The sequence below is a fragment of the Oliverpabstia intestinalis genome (assembly GCF_009696065.1).
Taxonomy (GTDB): Bacteria; Bacillota; Clostridia; order Lachnospirales; family Lachnospiraceae; genus Oliverpabstia; species Oliverpabstia intestinalis.
Genome location: NZ_VUMS01000021.1, coordinates 1 through 19,996, shown reverse-complemented (window position 1 = coordinate 19,996; position 19,996 = coordinate 1). Strand labels below are relative to the sequence as shown.

Here is a 19,996-nt window from a genome sequence, read left to right as displayed (position 1 = left end):
ATGGTGAAGATTTGCAGGAGGCATGCAGGAAGGAAACGGCGAGGCTGGAAAAAGAGAAAAAACAAGATGGAATTGACAACTTTTTTATAGTATGTTAATCTGTTTTCCAAAGCAGACAACGATGTCGAAGAGATATCGTTGTCTGCTTTTTTTACGCGAGCAACGAGCAAAATTTGCGAGAATGTGCAAGAAGTGCATTGTTGGTATAGTTTGTAAGACAAGGAGGTACCCATGAGACTTACACCGAAAGAACAGGAAAAATTATTGCTGCATATGGCCGGCAATCTTGCGAAAGAACGACGGGCCAGAGGATTACGGCTGAACTATCCGGAAGCAGTGGCGTATATCAGTTCAGAACTGATGGAACTGGCAAGAGACGGAAAAACGGTAACAGAGCTGATGCAGCTGGGAACAAAACTGCTGACGAAAGAAGACGTAATGGAAGGAGTAGCAGATCTGGTAACGCAGATTCAGGTGGAAGCTACGTTTCCGGACGGCACCAAGCTGGTAACGGTACATAATCCTATTCAGTAAGGAGGAGAGAAGTATGAAAATCGGAGAAATCATGCCGCTGGACAGAGAGATTGTGATAAATGAAGGAAAGAAGACACAGACACTGCTGGTAGCAAATATTGGCGACCGCCCGGTGCAGGTAGGATCACATTTTCATTTTTTTGAAGTGAACCGCTGCCTGGTTTTTGACAGAGAAAAAGCATATGGCTATCATCTGGACATCCCTTCCGGAACATCAGTGCGCTTTGAACCGGGAGAAGAAAAAGAAGTGACTGTAACGGAGATCGGAGGAAGCCGCAGGATCTTCGGTCTGAACGATCTGACCTGTGCACAGGCCACAGAAGTGACGAAAAAGGAAGCAGTGGAGAAAGCAAAACGGAGAGGGTTTATCCGCTAAAAAGAAGGAGAAACAGCATGAGTATAACAATAGCAGGAAATAAATATGCCATGATGTATGGTCCCACCACCGGGGACAAAGTGCGACTTGCAGATACCAGTCTGGTGATCGAAGTGGAGAAAGATTATACCACGTATGGAGATGAAAGCAAGTTTGGCGGTGGGAAAACACTCAGGGATGGTATGGGACAGTCTGTCACTACCACAAGTAAAGACGGAGATCTGGATCTGGTGATCACGAATGCACTGGTTCTGGACTATACAGGAATCTATAAGGCAGATATCGGAATCAAAGATGGAAGAATCGCAGGAATCGGAAAAGCAGGCAATCCCTGTGTGATGGATGGGGTAACACCGGGCATGACTGTGGGAGCTTCCACGGAAGCACTGGCTGGTGAAGGCCTGATCCTGACTGCAGGAGGTCTGGATACCCATATTCATTTTATCTCCCCGCAGCAGGTGGATTGTGCCCTGTACAGTGGAGTGACGACCATGATCGGAGGTGGTTGCGGTCCGGCAGACGGAACAAATGCGACTACCTGCACGCCGGGACCGTGGAACATGGAGCGGATGCTGCAGGCGGCAGAAGAATATCCGATGAATATTGGTTTGCTTGGAAAAGGAAACTGTTCGGATGAGAGAGCACTGGCAGAACAGGTGGAAGCAGGAGCTATGGGACTCAAGATCCATGAGGACTGGGGGGCAACTCCGGCGGTGATTGATCATTGTCTGAACGTGGCGGATGCTTATGATGTCCAGGTGGCGATTCATACAGATACCCTGAATGAAGGAGGCTGTGTGGAAGATACGCTGGCGGCCATTGCAGGAAGAACGATTCATACCTATCATACAGAGGGTGCCGGAGGCGGTCATGCACCGGATATCATCACGGCAGCTGCGGCACCCAATATTCTTCCGTCTTCCACGAACCCGACTATGCCATATACCAGGAACACGCTGGACGAACATCTGGATATGCTGATGGTATGTCACCATCTGGACAAACGGATACCGGAAGACGTGGCATTTGCCGATTCCCGAATCCGTCCGGAGACCATTGCAGCAGAAGATGTGCTCCATGATATGGGTGTTTTCTCCATGATGAGTTCCGACTCCCAGGCGATGGGTCGTGTGGGAGAGGTGATCACAAGAACCTGGCAGACGGCAAGTAAGATGAAAGAGGAACGAGGGGCGCTGCCGGAAGACGAAGGTCATGGAAACGATAATTTCCGGGCAAAACGCTATGTGGCAAAATATACGATCAATCCGGCCATTACCCATGGAGTATCCTCTTACGTGGGATCGGTAGAGACAGGAAAATTTGCGGATCTGGTGTTATGGAATCCGGCATTCTTCGGCATCAAACCGGATATCATTATCAAAGGGGGCATGATCATCGCATCTCGGATGGGAGATGCCAATGCATCCATTCCTACCTGTGAACCGGTGATGTACCGCCCAATGTTCGGGGCTCACGGAAAGGCGAAGTATAAAACCTGTCTGACTTTTATATCAAAAGCCGGAATGGAACATGGAGTTGCAGAAAAATACCACCTGGAAAAAACGGTAGTTCCTGTAAAAGGATGCAGAAATATCGGAAAGAAAGATATGAAATATAACGACCAGACACCATCTATCACGGTCAATCCGGAGACGTATGAAGTCCGGGTAAACGGGGAACAGATCACTTCCAAACCAGCAGAAAAACTGCCTCTGACGCAGATCTACAATTTGTTTTAAAGTCAGAAGCAGGAAGTACGGCAAGAAAAAAGCAGAATCGGGAAAGGAAAACAGAAATGAAAAAGCAGAGCCGGAAACAGTGGAAAAAATCAAAATATATCACCGGAATGGCTCTGCTTCTGGCCGCGCTGGAGATGCTTATGATTTTTGCGGGCAATCATCTCCAGATGGTCAGTAACCAGAATCTGCAGGAAGCCTACAAAAATCAGATCAAATATAAAACGCTTGCCATGGAACTGAAAGAGTGTTCCGATTATCTGACGAATGAAGTTCGCGCCTTTGCCAGCACCGGACAGATGCAGCATTTTGAAAATTACTGGCGGGAAGCCAGACAGCGTATGCGGAGAGAAGAGATTCTGGAAGAAATCGAAAAAGCGGATATACCGGCACAGGAAGAACGGGATCTGGAAAAAGCGAAGTATTTTTCTGATACCCTGATGCATATTGAGATCAGTTCCATGCGCCTGATGCTGGAAGCGAAAGAGGTCACAAAAGTCTGGAGGACAGACAGCAGTGAAGAAGAATTTCTGAATCGATGGATCACTTATGTGAAAGACTATCCGCTGGAAGAGGATTACCAGGTGACGGACGGAGAAAAAAGTGATATGGCAGAGAGCATTCTGTATGGAAGTTCTTATACAGTATATAAGGGTCTGATCGATGCTAATGTGGAAAGATTCCAGACAAGGATGAATCAGCGGCTCAATGAGACCGTAGAGCAGGCAAATCAGAAATACCGGCAGGCATTCTTTATCCAGATTTTTTTTGGGATAGGGGAATTTGCCGTGCTGGTACTGCTTCTGACTCTGTTTCAGCGCTGGTATATCCGTCCGGTAAACTTATATAAAAAGACGATAGAACGGCAGCATGGAAGAAGAAAAATGTTTGTGGAACCGGCGGGCGTGTGGGAATTGCAACAGTTTGCTGAAGAATTTAACGGACTCTCCGCGGAGATGTTGACAGAATTGAATCGTTCCGAGCGGATCGAAAGAGAACTTCTGGAGGCAAAAAAACAGGCAGAGAAAGCCAACCGGGTGAAAAGTCAGTTTCTGACGCAGATGTCTCATGAACTTAGGACTCCACTGCATACAATTTCGGGATATCTTTTCCTGCTGGAAGATACAAAGCTGTCCGGTGAACAGAAACGGTATGCGGAAAATATGCATCTGGCCACGGATCTGCTGCTGGAAGAAATTAACGAGATTCTGGATTACTCCAAACTGGAGTCCGGTAAAATGACGTTTGAGGAGAAAAACTTCAGTCTGCGTCAACTGACCGATACGCTGCATGGGATCCTGGAAAATGAGGCAGAACAGAGAAATCTGTCATTTACAGTGGAAATCGGAGAAGAAGTACCGGAATATATCTACGGTGATCCCCTGCGGCTTCGTCAGGTACTGACAAACCTTGTCTATAACGGATTCAAATTCACCAAAACCGGAGGGGTGAAAGTGACTATCCGAGGTCTGCACTTTACCGGAAAACATTGTGTTCTTGAGTTTTCTGTGGAAGACACGGGAATCGGGATCAAACGGGAACAGAGACAGGTGATTTTTGACGCGTTTGCCCAGGCAGACGAGAGTATCACACGAAAATACGGAGGTACCGGACTGGGCCTTCCTATTTGCCGGAAAATAGTGGAAGAAATGAGTCACGGACAGTACAGCCTTCTTCTGGAAAGTGAAGAAGGCTGTGGCAGCAGATTTTTCTTTGACATGGATTTTCTCTATGGAAAAAAAGAAAAAGTACGGAAAAAGGAAACGGCGGTACAGAAAAAGAAGAAAAGAAAGTTATCGGTTCTGATCGTGGACGATCACCCGGTGAACCTGATACTGGAAGCGGAATTGCTTCATAAATTTGGCTATGTTGCAGACACAGAAGCCGATGGGGAACAGGTGATTGAAAGAATGCGTCAGCAGGACTATGATCTTGTATTTCTGGATCTTTCCATGCCAAAGATCAGCGGCTATGAGGTGAGCAGACAGATCCGGAATAATCCGGAATGGAACAATGTGATTCTGGTGGCAATGACAGCAAACATCGGAGAAGATGTGGAGGCAAAAGTGCGGGAAGCGGGGATGAACGATTACCTTCCCAAACCGGTACCAATGGAACGGCTGAAGAATCTGTTGGAAGAATATACAAACGAAATACATATTACAGAAAAAGAACATTCCACAGGGGAAGAAGGGAAACTGGTGGCTTTCCGGAGTCTGGAACAGCAGTTTTACGGGGATCAGGAAGCAGTCCGTGAACTGTTGACCATCTTTGCAGAGGATAACGAGGGAGTCCTGGAACGGTTACAACAGCTGCAAAAAGAGCAGAACTGGGAACAGCTGGAGATGGAAGTGCATCGGATCAAAGGAGTCAGCGGTAATCTGTGCTGCCGTCCCCTGGAAGAAAAAGCGAAACTCTGTCTCAACGGCATAAAAAAACAGATCTGGAAAGAAGCAGACTGGCAGGCATTTGCAGACGTTTTTTTACAAACCATGGAGGCGATCCGCAGATATGTGATAAAGGAGAATGATGTGTGATGTATCGGATCTTGATTGTGGAAGACGACAGAACCAACCGGCTGTTTTATGAAAAACTTCCGGTATGGCAGCAGGAAGGATTTGTGATCGGCGGTCAGGCAGAAAACGGAAAAAGGGCACTGGAGCAGATGGAAACAGAGCAGTTTGATGCTTTTTTCGTGGATGTGATGATGCCGGTGATGAACGGACTGGAATTTTTACAGGAACTGAAAAACAGAGGAATTACAGCGCCGAGGATCATTGTCAGTAACTATAATGAATTTTCCTATGTACGGCAGGGAATGAAACTGGGAGCTATGGACTATCTGTTAAAACCGGTGACGGAAGAAGAACTGCAGGAATGTCTGCGGACGGTTCGGGAGGAACTGGAGTCAGAAAGAGAGCAGAATGTGGAAGAACAGATTTTTCTTGCCTGCGGTGCGGATGTTCACTCTGGATTTGTACAGAAACTGATGCAGTATTTTCAGGAACATACAGACCTGAATCAGAAAGAAATTTCCGATGCTTTTTTGCTGAGTAAGGATTATTTCGGGAAGCTTTTCAAACGGCAGATGCACGAGAACTTTAACCAGTTTGTGTTGAAATACAAGATGGAATATGCAAAGTATCTTCTGGAACATACCGATGACAGAATCTATGAGATCGGTGAAAAACTCGGATATAAAACGACAGATTATTTTTCAAAATTATTTAAAGAATATACCGGGCAGACACCGGTACAGTATCGGAAATGACGGTAACGATGACGGTTTCTTCGGGGAAAAAAGCCGGATTTGTCCGGTTGTCGAAGAAAAAAACGTATGCTATCATAGTCCCATCAAAACAAAGAGATGGCAAGGGAGCTGATTTCTATGGAAACATAGAGAGCAGCTCCTTTTTCGGTTCCAGAACTTTGTTTCGGAAAAGGAAGGAGGCTGCGAGATGGATAATTATGTGATCACCATTGCCAGAGGATTTGGCAGCGGTGGAAAGCAGATCGGACTCCGGTTGTCAAAAAAACTGGGAATCCCCTGCTATGAGAAACAGATTTTACAGATGGCATCGGATTACAGCGGGATCAACAAGTCACTGTTTGTAAAATCCGATGAAAAACTGAACGGCAAAAAGATTGCCATGGCACTGAAGAAATTTCCAAAGATCAACCGGCTGGCAGAACCCAGTCAGAAAGACTTTGTATCGGATGTGAATCTGTTTAATATTCAGGCGGAGATCATCCGGGAACTGGCCAAGACAGAATCCTGTATCATCATTGGAAAATGTGCCAATTACATTCTGAAAGATTTCAGCAATGTGATCAGTATCTATGTGGAGGCACCAAGGCGTGCCTGCCGGGCCACGATCATGGAACGGCTGGATGTGACAGCACAGGAGGCGGATCAGATGATCTACCAGACAGATAAATACAGAGCCAATTATTACAGCTATTATACCGGAGGAGGCTCCTGGACCGATCCGGTGGCCTATGATATGACATTGAACAGTGAACGCATCGGTTACGATGACTGTACAGAGATTATCGCCCATTTTAAAGATATCAGACTGGCGAGAACTGTTCAGCAGTAACAGAATCAGCCAGACGAGGAGGAGAGAGATTATGAAAAAAAGAATGAGAGATTTACTTACGGCAGTTACCTGTACGACCCTGGCACTTTCCATGATCGGATGTGGCAGCAGCGGAACGGACAAAAGTGCAGACAGCGGAGAGGATACCGTAACGGTTGGTCTTCTTCACTCCCTGACCGGTTCCATGGCCATCAGTGAAGGATCAATAAGAGATGCAGAAGTGCTGGCCATCGACGAGATCAATGCCGACGGCGGTGTTTTGGGAAAACAGATTGAATATATCGAGGAAGACGGTGCATCGGAGCCGTCAACCTTTGCAACAAAAGCAGAAAAACTGCTGGGAGAAGATGAGGTGGCAACTGTGTTCGGATGTTGGACTTCCTCTTCCAGAAAAGCAGTAAAACAGATTTTCGAAGATTATAACAGCCTTCTGTGGTATCCGGTACAGTATGAAGGAATGGAATCTTCCAAAAATATTGTATATATGGGAGCAGCACCAAATCAGCAGATCGTACCGGCGATTGAATACCTGCTGGATCAGGGATATACCAGATTCTTTCTGCTGGGTTCGGATTATGTATTCCCGAGAACGGCTAACATGATCATTAACGCACAGATCGATGCGGTGGACGGAGCAGAAGTGGTGGGAGAAGAATATGCGGCCATGGATCAGACCGAATTTTCCTCCATTATTTCCAAAATCGAAGCGGCACAGCCGGATGTGATCATCAATACACTGAACGGTACCGGTAATGTTTCTTTCTTCAAACAGCTGGCAGACAGAAATATCACATCTGATGATATGATGACCATGTCTTTCTCTATCGCGGAGGAAGAAGTACAGACCATCGGGGCAGATATCCTGAAAGGAAACCTGGTATCCTGGAATTACTACGAGACAACCGACACGGAGAAAAACCAGGAATTTGTAAAAGCGTATAAAGAAAAATACGGCGAAGACCGTGTAACGTCAGATCTTGCAGAAGCAGCATATGATGCGGTTTATATGTGGAAAGCAGCCTGTGAAAAAGCCGGAAGTTTTGATACGGATGCGGTAAGAGAGGCACTGGACGGACTGAGCATCGATGCACCGGAAGGAACTATCACAGTCAACGGAGAAAATCAGCATATTTCCAAGCCGGTTCGTATCGGTGAAGTGAAAGAGGACGGTCTGATCTATGAAGTATCCGCGACAGACGGACCGGTAGAGCCGGATCCATATCTGACGACTTATGACTGGGCAGTAAAAGCAGGGGTACAGCCACTGGAATAAACAACGAAAAGGAGGCACTTCATGAATCTTCTGTTTAATGGATTAAGTTTATCTTCTATTATATTGCTGGCATCCCTTGGACTTGCCATTACCTTTGGTCTGATGCGGGTGATCAATATGGCTCACGGAGAGTTCATGATGATCGGTGCCTACACCAGTTATGTAATTCAGAATCTGTTACAGACCTGGCTTGGAAACAGCGGTGCGGATGTCGGATATTTTCTTTCTATTATTATTGCATTTGCAGTCACCTTTCTCATCGGCTCACTTCTGGAAACCCTGGTGGTTTCCAGACTGTACGGCCGGGAGATCGACAGTCTTCTTGCTACCTGGGGAATCAGCCTGATTCTTCAGCAGGCGGCGAGAACCATATTCGGTACACAGGGTGTTCTGGTTACGACACCAAAAGTGTTATCCGGAAGCATCCGGATCGGGAAAACGTCCTTATCCATGACCCGTCTGTTTATTATCGCCCTGGTTGCCTGCTGTCTGCTTCTGGTATGGTTTCTGATGTACCGGACCAATTTTGGACGGCAGATGCGGGCGGTTATGCAGAACCGTTCCATGGCTCAGTGTATGGGAATTAATTCCAGAAAAATTGACAACCTGACCTTCAGCATCGGCTCCGGTCTGGCGGGAATTGCCGGATGTTCCATCGCACTGCTGGGATCCATAGATTCCACAGTCGGACAGAATTATATTGTAAATACTTTTATGGCGGTCGTTCTTGGCGGTGTAGGAAAGCTGCTTGGAACTGTACTTGGTTCTTCCATTATCGGATTCTCCAGCATAGGATTTGAAACCATGACATCTTCCTCTATTGCGAAAGCCATCGTATTACTGATCATTATTATCTTTTTACAGAAAAAACCACAGGGACTGTTTACCGTACGAAGCAGAGCACTGGACGAATAGGAGGGGTGAAAGATGAAGCTGTTAAAAAAGAACGGATATAATCTGTGCTTTACTGTTATTGTGATCGCACTGGCTTTGATGCCCCTGCTGTTACTGAATGGATTTGTAAAAAGCACCACAGTGTTGTTTCTTGGAAAATGCATGGCATTTGCCATCGTGGCGATCGGACTGGATCTGATCTGGGGATATACCGGAATCTTAAGTCTGGGACACGGCTTATATTTCTGCCTCGGTGCTTATGGTATGGGAATGTATCTGAAAATGGTAGAAACCCATGGAAAAATCACAGATTTTATGCAGGTGGGAGGTCTGACAGAACTTCCATTGATCTGGAAACCGTTTCTGTCACTTCCGGGAACTTTTCTGATGATCTTTCTGGCACCGCTGGTGGTCTCCGGGCTGATCGGATATTTCATCTTTAAAAACAGAGTAAAAGGTGTTTATTTTTCAATTATTTCGCAGGCACTTACCTGGGCGGCATATTCCATTTTTATTGCCCTGTCTCCGTATACCAACGGAAATGTGGGAATCAGCCAGATACAGTCGGTGCTTGGAAGCCTCCGAGGACCGAAAAATGAAGGAAACCTTGTGACACTGTTTTATGTGGCACTGGTGGTTCTGATCCTGATTTATGCACTGTCCTATTTTCTGGTACATACAAAGTTCGGAAAGATCCTGATTGCCATCCGGGACGGAGAAAACAGAACGTATTTTTCCGGCTACTGTGTCAGCAATTATAAAAATGTGATCTATATGCTGTCTGCTATCTTTGCAGCGGTTGCCGGAGCACTGTTTGTCAATTTTAACGGATCCATCACACCGACCCAGATGTCAATTACTTATTCTATCACCATGGTCATCTGGGTAGCGATCGGAGGAAGAGGAACGCTGATCGGAGCGGTGATCGGTGCTTTCCTGATCAACCTGTGCGAGTATAACCTGAGTTCCGGAAGTATGGCGGAAAGCTGGCAATATATCATCGGACTTCTGTTTGTGATCACCATTCTGTTCTTTAAAGGTGGAATTGTGGGAATTGTAAAGGATCAGATTCCGGCATTGCTGCAGAAAAGAAGATCCAGAGCAGAAAAAGAAGGCAGAGATCATCAGCCGATACCGGTAAAAGCGGAGGAATAGCGATGGGAAAAGAACAAGATACTGTATTGAAAATAAAGAATGTTTCTGTAGTCTTTGACGGTTTTCAGGCACTGACCGATGTAAATGTAAAGGTAAAACGTAACAGTATCCACTTTTTTATCGGTCCCAACGGTGCAGGAAAAACCACATTGCTGGACATTATCTGTGCAAAGACAAAGCCTACCGAAGGAAATGTAAGTTTTTATCCGGCAGATGGGGAAAAGGTCCGTCTGACGGGAATGAAAGAATATAAGATTGTAAAAGAAGGCGTTGTCCGGAAATTTCAGGTTCCTTCGGTTTTCGTCAATCTGACAGTAGAAGAAAATATGGAACTGTCTCTGAAAGAAAATAAGGGAGTGTGGCAAAGTGTTTTTCACAGAACCAGTGAGGAAGAAAAAGCACTGATTGATGAAACACTGAAAAAAGTGGGACTGGAAAAAAGAAAGGATATTCTGGCAGGCTCTCTGGCCCATGGGGAAAAACAGTGGCTGGAGATTGCCATGCAGTTTGTACAGAAACCGGAGATCATCCTTTTGGATGAGCCGGCGGCAGGCATGGGAAAACCGGAAACATTTAAAACCGGGGAACTGTTGAAAGAAATTAAAAAAGAGTGTACGATTATCGTGGTAGAACACGATATGGATTTCGTGAAGCAGATTGCAGACTGTGTTACCGTTCTTCATGAGGGAAAAGTCCTGATGGAAGGTGACATTCATCAGGTACTTGCGGACGAGACGGTACAGGCGGTATACCTTGGAAGGGGCGGTGAACGGAATGCTTAAGATAGAACAGATGGATGCATATTACGGAGAGAGCCGCGTGATCCCCGGACTGAATCTCCAGGCAAAAAAAGGAGAGATTACCTGTCTGATAGGAAGAAATGGTGTGGGAAAAAGTACTACATTAAAAAGCATTATGGGTCTGGTGAAAACACCCACAGGAAGGATTCTTCTGGCAGATCAGGACATCATTCATATGAAAACCTATGACAGGGTAAAAAAAGGAATTGGCTATGTACCGCAGGGAAGAGATATTTTTCCGCAGATGACGGTACAGGAAAATATAGAACTGGGTCTGCAGGCTCTTGGCGGAAAGGGAAAGGTACCGGAGTATATATATGATCTGTTTCCGATCCTTCCCCAATTTGCAAAAAGAAAGGGAGGAGACCTCTCCGGTGGTCAGCAGCAGCAGCTTGCAATCGCAAGAGCACTGGTGACCGACCCGAAAATCCTGATCCTGGATGAGCCGACCGAGGGTATTCAGCCATCGATCATTCAGGATATCGGGGAAGCGATCCGAAGAGTGAACAAAGAACTGGATATCACGGTGCTGATCGTGGAACAGTATCTGGACTTTGTACTTGGTATTTCCGATGCACTGTATGTGATGGAGAAAGGTTCCATCGTGCTGCAGGGAAGAACCAAAGAGATGGATCCCCGAAAAGTACAGAAAATGATGACAGACTGACGGGAGGAATGAAAATGATATGTGAAACAGTGGTCGGACGACTGGAAGATCTGGACATAGAAGGAAAAACGGTGGAGTATGTGCCCATCGAATGGCATGAGGCTTTTAAAAAAATTCACAGAAAAGAGACAGAAAGCGGAAGAGAAGTGGGGATCCGTATGGATGATTCCATTCTTTCCCGGGGACTGTATGAAGGGGATGTGATTTATCTGGATGAGAAGCTGGTGATCGCTGTGCATACACCGCCCTGTGAAGTTGTGGTGATTCAGGTTGCAAAAGATCATCCGGAGATGGTTCCGAAGGTCTGTTACGAGATCGGGAACCGTCACGCCCCGCTGTTTTACGGTGAGGATGCGTGGTCTTTTATCACGCCGTACAACGAGCCGATGCTTCAGATGCTAAGCCGGTTTCACGGCGTGGAGGTAAAAAAAGTTACACAGAGACTTTGCTTTGAAAAACGGATCTCATCATCGATCCACAATCATCATCATTAGGAGCGAATATGGAGAAAAGAAATCATCATTTTCTTCTTCTGCAGATCAATGATGCACTGTTTCCCATCGGGGGATATTCTCATTCCTATGGACTGGAAACCTATATTCAATATGGTCTGGTAAAGGACGCAGCGACGGCGGACAGGTTTATCCGCAATCGTCTGCGTTACAGCATTTTCTACACGGATCTGCTGGCGGTACGACTGGCTTATGAGGCAGCGGTGGGCGAACAGATGGGAAAACTGGATCGTCTGGAAGAGGAGATGGAAGCATCTCGCATACCGGAGGAAGTGCGGGAAGCATCGAAAAAACTGGGAAGAAGATTTGTAAAAACCATCAACGGGATGGAGACACTTTCACAACTTCCGCGCTGGAAGGACTATCTGGAAAAAAGAGCGGGGAAGACAACGTGTCATCCCTGTGCGTATGGAACGTTATGTGCGGCTGCGGGTATGGAGAAGCAGGAAGTTCTGGCAGGATTTTTATATGCCCAGACTTCAGCGATGGTGACAAACTGTGTAAAGACCATTCCACTGAGTCAGTCTGAAGGACAGAAATTGTTGTTTCGTCTGCATCCACTGCTGGAAGAGATGACAGAAAAGGTAAATAATGTGCCTGAAGAAATGCTCTGTGCATCCACGCCGGGGTTTGATCTTCGGTGTATACAGCATGAAACGTTGTATTCCAGGTTATATATGTCCTGAGATTCCGAGAGTAGATTAGAGAAAAAAGGGTTACTGGGAACGGAGTGAACAGTAACAAAAAAGGAGGAGACAGTCATGTCATATGTCAAAATAGGAGTTGCCGGACCGGTAGGTTCGGGAAAAACAGCACTGATCGAGGCGCTGACAAGGAGAATGGCGGAGGAATACAGTATCGGTGTCATCACCAACGATATTTATACAAAAGAAGATGCGGAATTTCTGGCGAAAAACAGTGTCATGCCGAGAGAACGGATCATCGGTGTGGAGACCGGTGGCTGTCCCCACACGGCGATCCGGGAAGATGCGTCCATGAACCTGGAAGCGGTGGATGAGATGATGGAACGATTTCAGGATATTCAGCTGCTTTTCATTGAGAGCGGAGGAGACAATCTGTCGGCCACGTTTTCACCGGAACTGGTGGATGCAACAATCTTTGTCATTGATGTGGCAGAGGGTGATAAGATTCCGAGAAAAGGAGGTCCCGGTATCACCCGTTCGGATCTTCTGGTGATCAATAAGATCGATCTGGCACCGTATGTGGGCGCAGATCTTGGTGTGATGGAACGGGATTCGAAAAAAATGAGGGGAGACCGCCCGTTTATTTTTACCAATATCCGCGGGGAAGAACATGTGGATGATGTGATCGCATGGATCAAAAGCAATGTCCTGCTGGAAGGAATGTAAAGGCGAAGCAGCGGATGACAAAAGGCAGAAAGATACAGGAAAACGAAAGGATACCGATATGAAAGAAAATCAGTTTGGGAAAGTATCCACCCTTTCCCTGGAGGCAGGAAAGCGGGAGGGAAAGACCGTTTTATCTGATGTGAGATTTACGGCACCTTATAAAATTATGCAGCCTTTTTTACTGCCGGACGGGGGGATTCAGGTGATGCTTCTTGCTGCATCGGCGGGAATTATGGAAGGAGACCGACAGGCATTTTCTTTTCATATTTTACCCGGGGCAAAGGTCGAGTTCCTGTCACAGTCCTATGATAAGATTCATCCGATGGACAGTGGCGATGCAAAACGTGAGACGAAAATATCGGTTGCATCCGGGGGCAGTTTCTGTTTTCATCCGCAGCCGACGATTCCGTTTGCAGGATCCGCTTTTGAAAACCGGATGGAGATCGAGCTGGAAGATGAAACAGCAGTTTTTCAGATGTGTGAGATCCTTACCTGTGGACGATACGCAAGAGGAGAACGATTTGCATACCGGAGTTTTCGTAATTATGTGGAGATCCGCAGAGGCGGGCGGCTGATCTACCGGGATAATACCTGGTATGAGCCGGAACTGTTTTCTATGGAAGAGACAGGTATGATGGAAGGATTTACCCATCAGGCAAATCTGTTTGTGACAAAACCGGAGGATGGGGAAGCTTTTTGCGAAGAGGTGCGGAATCTCCTGGAAGATGAGCGGAAAAACTGCCAGGGTGGAATCACACGGCTTGCAGAGGGCGATTATGCTGTCAGACTGTTCGGCTGGCGTGGTCAGGTGCTGGAAGAATTGAGTGACAAAATCTTACGGTTACTGAGAAAAAATCCCGTTTAAACCTATTGAAAATCCTATAAAGTTGCGATACACTTATTGCAGTTAGTAAAAGCTAACCATCATGTGAATAAGTCGTGGGAAGATCCTTTCTGCTTCTGCGGAATGGGAGCAGAGGATCATCCATGGGAAAGGGTCAGGGATAGTATGAAACATTTGACAATTGAAAAAGTAATCGGACGTGAAATTATTGACTCCAGAGGCAATCCTACCGTAGAAGCAGAGGTTTATCTGTCAGACGGAACCATGGGAAGAGGAACCGCACCCAGCGGTGCATCTACCGGAGAATTCGAAGCACTGGAGCTGAGAGACGGAGATAAAGAAAAATTCGGAGGCAAAGGCGTATCCAAAGCGGTTGCCAATGTAAACACAGTAATCAATGAAACATTAAAAGGCGTCAATGCGCTGGATATCTATGCGATAGATGCAGCTATGATCAAAGCAGACGGAACCAAAGACAAATCCAATCTGGGCGCAAACGCTATTCTGGCAGTATCGATTGCAGGTGCCAGAGCGGCAGCAAACGCACTGGATCTGCCACTGTACCGTTTCCTGGGCGGTGTAAACGGCAATCGCCTGCCACTGCCGATGATGAACATCTTGAATGGTGGTGCACATGCAGCCAACACGGTAGATGTACAGGAATTCATGATCATGCCTGCAGGCGCAGCAAGCTTCAAAGAAGGTCTGCGCTGGTGTACGGAAGTCTTCCACGCACTGGCAGCTCTGTTAAAAGAGAAAGGTCTGGCTACTTCCGTAGGTGACGAAGGTGGATTCGCACCGGATCTTGGCAGCGATGAAGAAGCCATCGAGTGCATTCTGGAGGCGATTAAAAGAGCAGGCTATGAACCGGGCAAAGATTTCGTACTGGCTATGGATGCAGCATCCAGTGAGTGGAAAGGAAGCAAGAGGGGCGAATACGTTCTGCCAAAATGCGGAAAGAAATTTACATCGGAAGAACTGGTAGCACACTGGAAAGAACTGTGCAGCAAATATCCGATCTACTCCATTGAAGACGGTCTGGATGAGGAAGACTGGGAAGGATGGCAGATGATGACCAAAGAGCTGGGAGATACGGTACAGCTGGTTGGCGATGATCTGTTCGTAACCAACACCGAACGCCTGGCAAAAGGAATCGGCCTTGGCTGTGCAAACTCCATCCTGATCAAACTGAACCAGATCGGTTCCGTATCCGAGACACTGGAAGCTATCAAGATGGCACACAAAGCAGGGTATACCGCCATTTCCTCTCACCGTTCCGGTGAAACAGAAGACACCACGATCGCAGATCTCGCAGTAGCACTGAACACCTGTCAGATCAAGACCGGTGCACCAAGCCGAAGCGAACGTGTGGCAAAATACAACCAGCTGTTAAGAATCGAGGAAGAACTCGGTGAAGCAGCAGTATTTCCGGGAAAAGAAGCATTTGGCATCAAAAAATAAAGGCAGAAAAATGCTGTCGGATCATTAGAGGTGGGTGCATCGATTTTTGTAAAAATCGATGCACCCTTTTCTATGTCAAAAAAGGCTTTTCTGTAAATGAAAAATGTTTCATGCGGATGTGTCAGAACACGTTCTTTGTTCTGTTGAACTACGGAAGTGATTGTAAAGAAAAAAAGAAACTGATACAATAAAAGCGTATGTTGCTGAAAAGATAAAACAGATGAAAATCAGGAGGAAGAATGTGAGGAAAAAACAAAAGGTGCTTTGGAAATTGTTTTTGTCCACGTTATATCTGAGTGCCTTTACTTTTGGTGGCGGATATGTGATCGTTACGCTGATGAAGGATAAGTTCGTGGATAAGTACCATTGGATCGAAGAAAATGAGATGTTGGATCTGATTGCTATTGCACAGTCGGCACCTGGGGCGATCGCGGTAAATGGAGCAATTGTGGTTGGCTATAAACTGGCCGGTCTTGCAGGGGTACTGACAGCAATTTTCGGAACAGTTCTACCCCCTTTTCTTATCATCTCTGTGATCTCTGTTTTTTATCAGATATTTCGGGATAATTTCATCATCAGTGAGCTTCTGGACGGGATGCAGGCTGGCGTGGGAGCAGTGATCGCTTCCGTGGTATGGGATATGGCAGCGGGGATCGCGAAGAAAAAAGAGTGGACATCGATTGTGATCATGGCAGCCGCTTTTATCGCTTCTTATGTGATGGAAGTTCCGGTGGTGTATATCGTGCTGATCTGTATTGCGATGGGAGTGATCCGCACGGTACTGGCAGGAAGGGGGAAACGGAAGAAATGATTTATCTTCAGTTATTTTTCAGTTTTCTTCAGATCGGCATGTTCAGCTTCGGAGGCGGTTATGCCGCGATGCCGTTAATTCAGGAACAGGTGGTGAGCCGTCACGGATGGCTGGACATGGGAGAATTCACTAATCTGATCACCATTTCCCAGATGACACCGGGTCCCATCGCGATCAATTCCGCAACCTTTGTCGGAACCAAGATTGCCGGGATTTCGGGAGCAGTGGTTTCCACAGTGGGATGTATTCTGCCTTCATGCATTTTGGTAACGTTACTTGCCTGGATGTATCTGAAATATCAGAAAATGGATCTGTTGCAGAGCGTCTTACAGTCTCTGCGACCGGCGGTTGTGGCGATGATCGCGTCTGCGGGCGTATCGATTCTGGTATCTGCCTTCTGGAACGGGGCGGATGTCATCGCACTGGCGGACACCCGCTGGGTGATGGTGGGAATCTTTGTGATCTGCCTGATCCTTCTTCGGAAAACAAAATGGAACCCGGTACTTGTGATGGCACTGGCAGGAGTGCTGAAGCTGCTGACGGCGATTGCGGGGATCGGATAAAAGGATTTTCTTTTCCTGAAAATTGCGGTATACTGGAACACAGAAAACATAAAGGAGAACATCTATGGAATTTTGGATAGGTATTATTCTGGATACGATCTGCCTTGCCATTGCCCTTTTCATGGCGATCAACCCAAAAGGATTTGCAAGAGGCATGAAGTATCAGTCGGTACGACAGACAAAAATCTTCCGGATCGTGGGAATCATCGCGGTGATCATTCTGGTCATATCCCTGACGAGCCGGGTTCTGACACTGGTATAAGAAGATGAAGAGAGTAATTGTATATTTAAAAAGAGAAACCGTGCTTTGTATCGCGGTTTTTCTTGCTGTTATTTCCATGTTTTTTGTCAGACCGGACCGAGCTTATGCAGGATATATTGACACCAGAGTACTGGCTTTATTGTTTTGTCTGATGACGATCATGGAGGGATTTAAGAAGACTGGGTTATTTGAACAGATGGCGAATACACTGCTGAAAAAGGTACACACTTTCCGGCAGTTGATGCTGGTTCTGGTGGGACTTTGTTTTTTCTGCTCTATGTGGATTACCAATGATGTGGCACTTCTGACTTTTGTGCCGTTTACGATTCTGGTGCTGCGTATGGCAAAACTGGATCAGCGGATGATTCCGGTGATTACCATGGAGACGATAGCTGCCAATCTTGGAAGTATGGCAACTCCGGTGGGTAATCCGCAGAATCTGTATTTGTATTCCGTCTCCGGAATGTCTGCTCTGTCTTTTGTAAAGGTCATGGGACCTTTGTCGCTGGTATCTTTGCTTCTTCTGATCGGGGGCTGTCTGTTACAGAAGAATGAAAGCATGCAGATAGAACAGATCAGGAGAAAAACCAAAAAGAACAAAACAGCTGAAAATCTGATTTTGCTCTTCCTTTTTTGCGTAAGTCTGGCAACGGTTTTACGTGTGCTGTCCTGGCCAGTGCTTCTGGGAATTACACTTCTGATTTGTCTGTTCCTTTTCGGAAGTGGAAAAGAAGAATTTTTACCGCTGAGAGTAGATTATAGTCTGCTTCTTACTTTTGTTGCATTTTTTGTATTTATCGGAAATATGGGGCGGATTTCAATCGTAAAAGAACTGCTGATAAAAGTACTGGAAGGACATGAACTTATTCTTGGTTTTGCTGCCAGCCAGGTCATCAGCAATGTTCCGGCGGCTATTTTACTTTCCGGTTTTACTACAGACTATCCTATGCTTCTCCGGGGAGTGAATATTGGAGGTCTGGGAACCCTGATCGCTTCCCTGGCAAGTCTGATCTCTTATAAATTTTATGTACAGGAAAGTGAAAAGAATGAAACAGCTGGTACAAAAGGGCAATATTTTCGGCATTTTACGGTATGGAATATAGTCTTTGCAATTGTGCTGTTGGCAGTGACCGTTGTAGTATAACGTATAAGGAAAGTATGATTGAAGAATATAGAAAATAGGAAACAAAATAAAAGGCGCAGAATCGCATTTTACACCCTTATTTGTGAAAAGAAGAAATACAAAGGAGAACCGTCATCGAAACATATTATTATAACCACATGAACAAAACGCAGCAGTCTGCCTACCATAATATCCTTCAGGGAATTCAGAACATGGCAGATGAAATCTTGCTTCCACGTCTGGAGCCGGAAGAACTCTACAATGTGTTTTTCCAGCTCCGTCTGGATCACCCGGAGATTTTTTGGGCGACGGGATTTCGCTACAAATATTATCAGGATTCCCCGAATCTGATCTTTGTGCCGGAATATCTGTTTGAGAAAAATAAAGTAAAAGAACACCAGCGCGCCATGCAGGCGAGAGTAGAAAAGCTGGTACGTCCGGTAAAGGGTAAGTCCGAGTGGGAAAAAGAAAAATTTGTCCACGACTTTATATGCGAGAATGTCCGGTATGATAAATTAAAGAAAGCCTATTCCCATGAGATCATCGGACCGCTGGGACAGGGTGTGGGTGTCTGCGAGGGGATTGCCAAGGCAGTAAAAGTTTTGTGCGATGCACTGGGGCTCTGGTGTATGATCGTTATCTGCGGCAACAACCCGGAAAAAGGGATCAAATACCGCCACACCTGGAATATCGTAAAACTGGGTGGCAAATATTATCACATGGATGTCACCTTTGACAATTCCCTGAGTCACAATGACATCCGTTACGACTACTTCAATCTGGATGACAAAAATATCTTCCGGGATCACGAACCGCTGATCGCACCGGCTCCACACTGTACGGATGGGGATCACTTCTATTATAGGGAAAAGAAACTGTCCTTCACGAAGCAGGAGGATGTGTATAAGCGAGCATTACAGACTGCAAAAAAAGGTCGAGTGTTTACTTTTCACTGGCGTGGAGGATATCTCACCCGGGAGATCCTCAGAGAACTTCTTGAACTGATCCGGAAAGCCGGAAAAGAAAAACAGAAAAGTGCCCGTATCAGCCTGAACTGGCCACAGGCGGTCCTGTGCTTCGATTATGTGGAAGATCAGGGACAACCGGAAACGGAAGTGACACTGGAAGAGGCGAATGAAGGGGAAATGAAATAAAAGACATGAAAAATCTGATATTTTGGTTATTCACAAAAAAATAAAAAAACATGAAAATAACTGTTGACAAACCATGTATACAATGGTATCCTATCAGAGTTGCGTCTGAGAGATCTCATAGAGATCACAAAGCTGTCAAAAAGAAATGAAAAAAGTTCTTGACAACAGCCGGTTGGATGTGATAAGATGCCAAAGTTGCTGCAAGAGAGAAGCAAAACAACTTCAAAAAAGTTAAAAAAAGTTCTTGACAGGCAGGAAACGACATGATATAATAGCAAAGCTGTTTGAGACAAACGGCAATGCAAAACTGATCTTTGATAACTGAACAGTGAAACACATTCCTCGAAAGTTCTTTTTAAAA

Annotated in this window: 21 protein-coding genes; all 21 read left to right on the top strand. The window is 46.0% G+C overall.

Translation table 11 applies throughout. From position 1 onward, the window contains the following. Positions 1-231: 231 nt before the first annotated feature. The gene (gene ureA, locus FYJ57_RS11125) at positions 232-534 is read left to right on the top strand and encodes an urease subunit gamma (protein WP_154432697.1); all 303 of its coding nucleotides are present in this window, start codon (positions 232-234) and stop codon (positions 532-534) included. Positions 535-547: 13 nt separating this feature from the next. Next, positions 548-910, top strand: a complete 363-nt coding sequence (ureB, locus tag FYJ57_RS11120; RefSeq protein WP_154432696.1) for an urease subunit beta — start codon at positions 548-550, stop codon at positions 908-910. A 17-nt stretch (positions 911-927) separates the two neighbouring features. After that, positions 928-2,649 carry an urease subunit beta gene (gene ureB, locus FYJ57_RS11115; RefSeq protein ID WP_154432695.1) on the top strand — a complete coding sequence of 574 codons (1,722 nt, stop codon included), beginning with the start codon at positions 928-930 and terminating at the stop codon, positions 2,647-2,649. A gap of 56 nt (positions 2,650-2,705) precedes the next feature. Next, positions 2,706-5,183: a response regulator gene (locus FYJ57_RS11110; RefSeq protein ID WP_154432694.1), complete on the top strand. Its 2,478-nt coding sequence runs from the start codon at positions 2,706-2,708 to the stop codon at positions 5,181-5,183. Further along, the gene (locus FYJ57_RS11105) at positions 5,183-5,917 is read left to right on the top strand and encodes a response regulator transcription factor (RefSeq protein ID WP_235904564.1); all 735 of its coding nucleotides are present in this window, start codon (positions 5,183-5,185) and stop codon (positions 5,915-5,917) included. The genes FYJ57_RS11110 and FYJ57_RS11105 overlap by 1 nt, the downstream gene beginning before the upstream one ends. Before the next feature lie 187 nt (positions 5,918-6,104). Beyond that, complete coding sequence (locus FYJ57_RS11100) at positions 6,105-6,746, top strand: cytidylate kinase-like family protein (RefSeq protein ID WP_154432692.1); 642 nt, start codon at positions 6,105-6,107, stop codon at positions 6,744-6,746. Positions 6,747-6,777: 31 nt separating this feature from the next. Further along, on the top strand, positions 6,778-8,019 hold the full coding sequence (gene urtA / locus FYJ57_RS11095) for an urea ABC transporter substrate-binding protein (protein WP_154432691.1): 1,242 nt from the start codon (positions 6,778-6,780) through the stop codon (positions 8,017-8,019). Positions 8,020-8,040: 21 nt separating this feature from the next. Next, on the top strand, positions 8,041-8,934 hold the full coding sequence (gene urtB, locus FYJ57_RS11090) for an urea ABC transporter permease subunit UrtB (RefSeq protein WP_154432690.1): 894 nt from the start codon (positions 8,041-8,043) through the stop codon (positions 8,932-8,934). A 12-nt stretch (positions 8,935-8,946) separates the two neighbouring features. Then, positions 8,947-10,068, top strand: coding sequence for an urea ABC transporter permease subunit UrtC (gene urtC, locus FYJ57_RS11085; protein ID WP_154432689.1), 1,122 nt, complete (start codon positions 8,947-8,949; stop codon positions 10,066-10,068). A gap of 2 nt (positions 10,069-10,070) precedes the next feature. Further along, positions 10,071-10,850 carry an urea ABC transporter ATP-binding protein UrtD gene (gene urtD, locus FYJ57_RS11080; protein ID WP_154432688.1) on the top strand — a complete coding sequence of 260 codons (780 nt, stop codon included), beginning with the start codon at positions 10,071-10,073 and terminating at the stop codon, positions 10,848-10,850. Then, the gene (gene urtE / locus FYJ57_RS11075) at positions 10,843-11,535 is read left to right on the top strand and encodes an urea ABC transporter ATP-binding subunit UrtE (protein WP_154432687.1); all 693 of its coding nucleotides are present in this window, start codon (positions 10,843-10,845) and stop codon (positions 11,533-11,535) included. Before urtD ends, urtE begins: the two co-directional genes overlap by 8 nt. A gap of 14 nt (positions 11,536-11,549) precedes the next feature. Then, positions 11,550-12,029, top strand: a complete 480-nt coding sequence (locus FYJ57_RS11070; RefSeq protein WP_154432686.1) for an urease accessory protein UreE — start codon at positions 11,550-11,552, stop codon at positions 12,027-12,029. 8 nt (positions 12,030-12,037) lie between these two features. Next, positions 12,038-12,733, top strand: coding sequence for an urease accessory protein UreF (locus FYJ57_RS11065; protein WP_154432685.1), 696 nt, complete (start codon positions 12,038-12,040; stop codon positions 12,731-12,733). A gap of 75 nt (positions 12,734-12,808) precedes the next feature. Continuing rightward, positions 12,809-13,417 (top strand): urease accessory protein UreG, encoded by a 609-nt coding sequence (gene ureG, locus FYJ57_RS11060; RefSeq protein ID WP_154432684.1) that lies wholly within the window; start codon positions 12,809-12,811, stop codon positions 13,415-13,417. After that, positions 13,395-14,282 carry an urease accessory protein UreD gene (locus FYJ57_RS11055; protein WP_235904562.1) on the top strand — a complete coding sequence of 296 codons (888 nt, stop codon included), beginning with the start codon at positions 13,395-13,397 and terminating at the stop codon, positions 14,280-14,282. The genes ureG and FYJ57_RS11055 overlap by 23 nt, the downstream gene beginning before the upstream one ends. A gap of 144 nt (positions 14,283-14,426) precedes the next feature. After that, positions 14,427-15,722 carry a phosphopyruvate hydratase gene (gene eno / locus FYJ57_RS11050; RefSeq protein ID WP_154432683.1) on the top strand — a complete coding sequence of 432 codons (1,296 nt, stop codon included), beginning with the start codon at positions 14,427-14,429 and terminating at the stop codon, positions 15,720-15,722. Positions 15,723-15,942: 220 nt separating this feature from the next. Then, complete coding sequence (locus FYJ57_RS11045; protein ID WP_154432682.1) at positions 15,943-16,533, top strand: chromate transporter; 591 nt, start codon at positions 15,943-15,945, stop codon at positions 16,531-16,533. Beyond that, positions 16,530-17,096 (top strand): chromate transporter, encoded by a 567-nt coding sequence (locus FYJ57_RS11040; protein ID WP_154432681.1) that lies wholly within the window; start codon positions 16,530-16,532, stop codon positions 17,094-17,096. The genes FYJ57_RS11045 and FYJ57_RS11040 overlap by 4 nt, the downstream gene beginning before the upstream one ends. Before the next feature lie 64 nt (positions 17,097-17,160). Next, positions 17,161-17,358, top strand: coding sequence for a hypothetical protein (locus FYJ57_RS11035; RefSeq protein ID WP_022171276.1), 198 nt, complete (start codon positions 17,161-17,163; stop codon positions 17,356-17,358). A 4-nt stretch (positions 17,359-17,362) separates the two neighbouring features. Next, positions 17,363-18,502, top strand: coding sequence for an SLC13 family permease (locus FYJ57_RS11030; RefSeq protein WP_154432680.1), 1,140 nt, complete (start codon positions 17,363-17,365; stop codon positions 18,500-18,502). Between the two features lie 113 nt (positions 18,503-18,615). Next, positions 18,616-19,635, top strand: coding sequence for a transglutaminase domain-containing protein (locus FYJ57_RS11025; protein ID WP_328597479.1), 1,020 nt, complete (start codon positions 18,616-18,618; stop codon positions 19,633-19,635). The last annotated feature ends 361 nt before the right edge of the window (positions 19,636-19,996 follow it).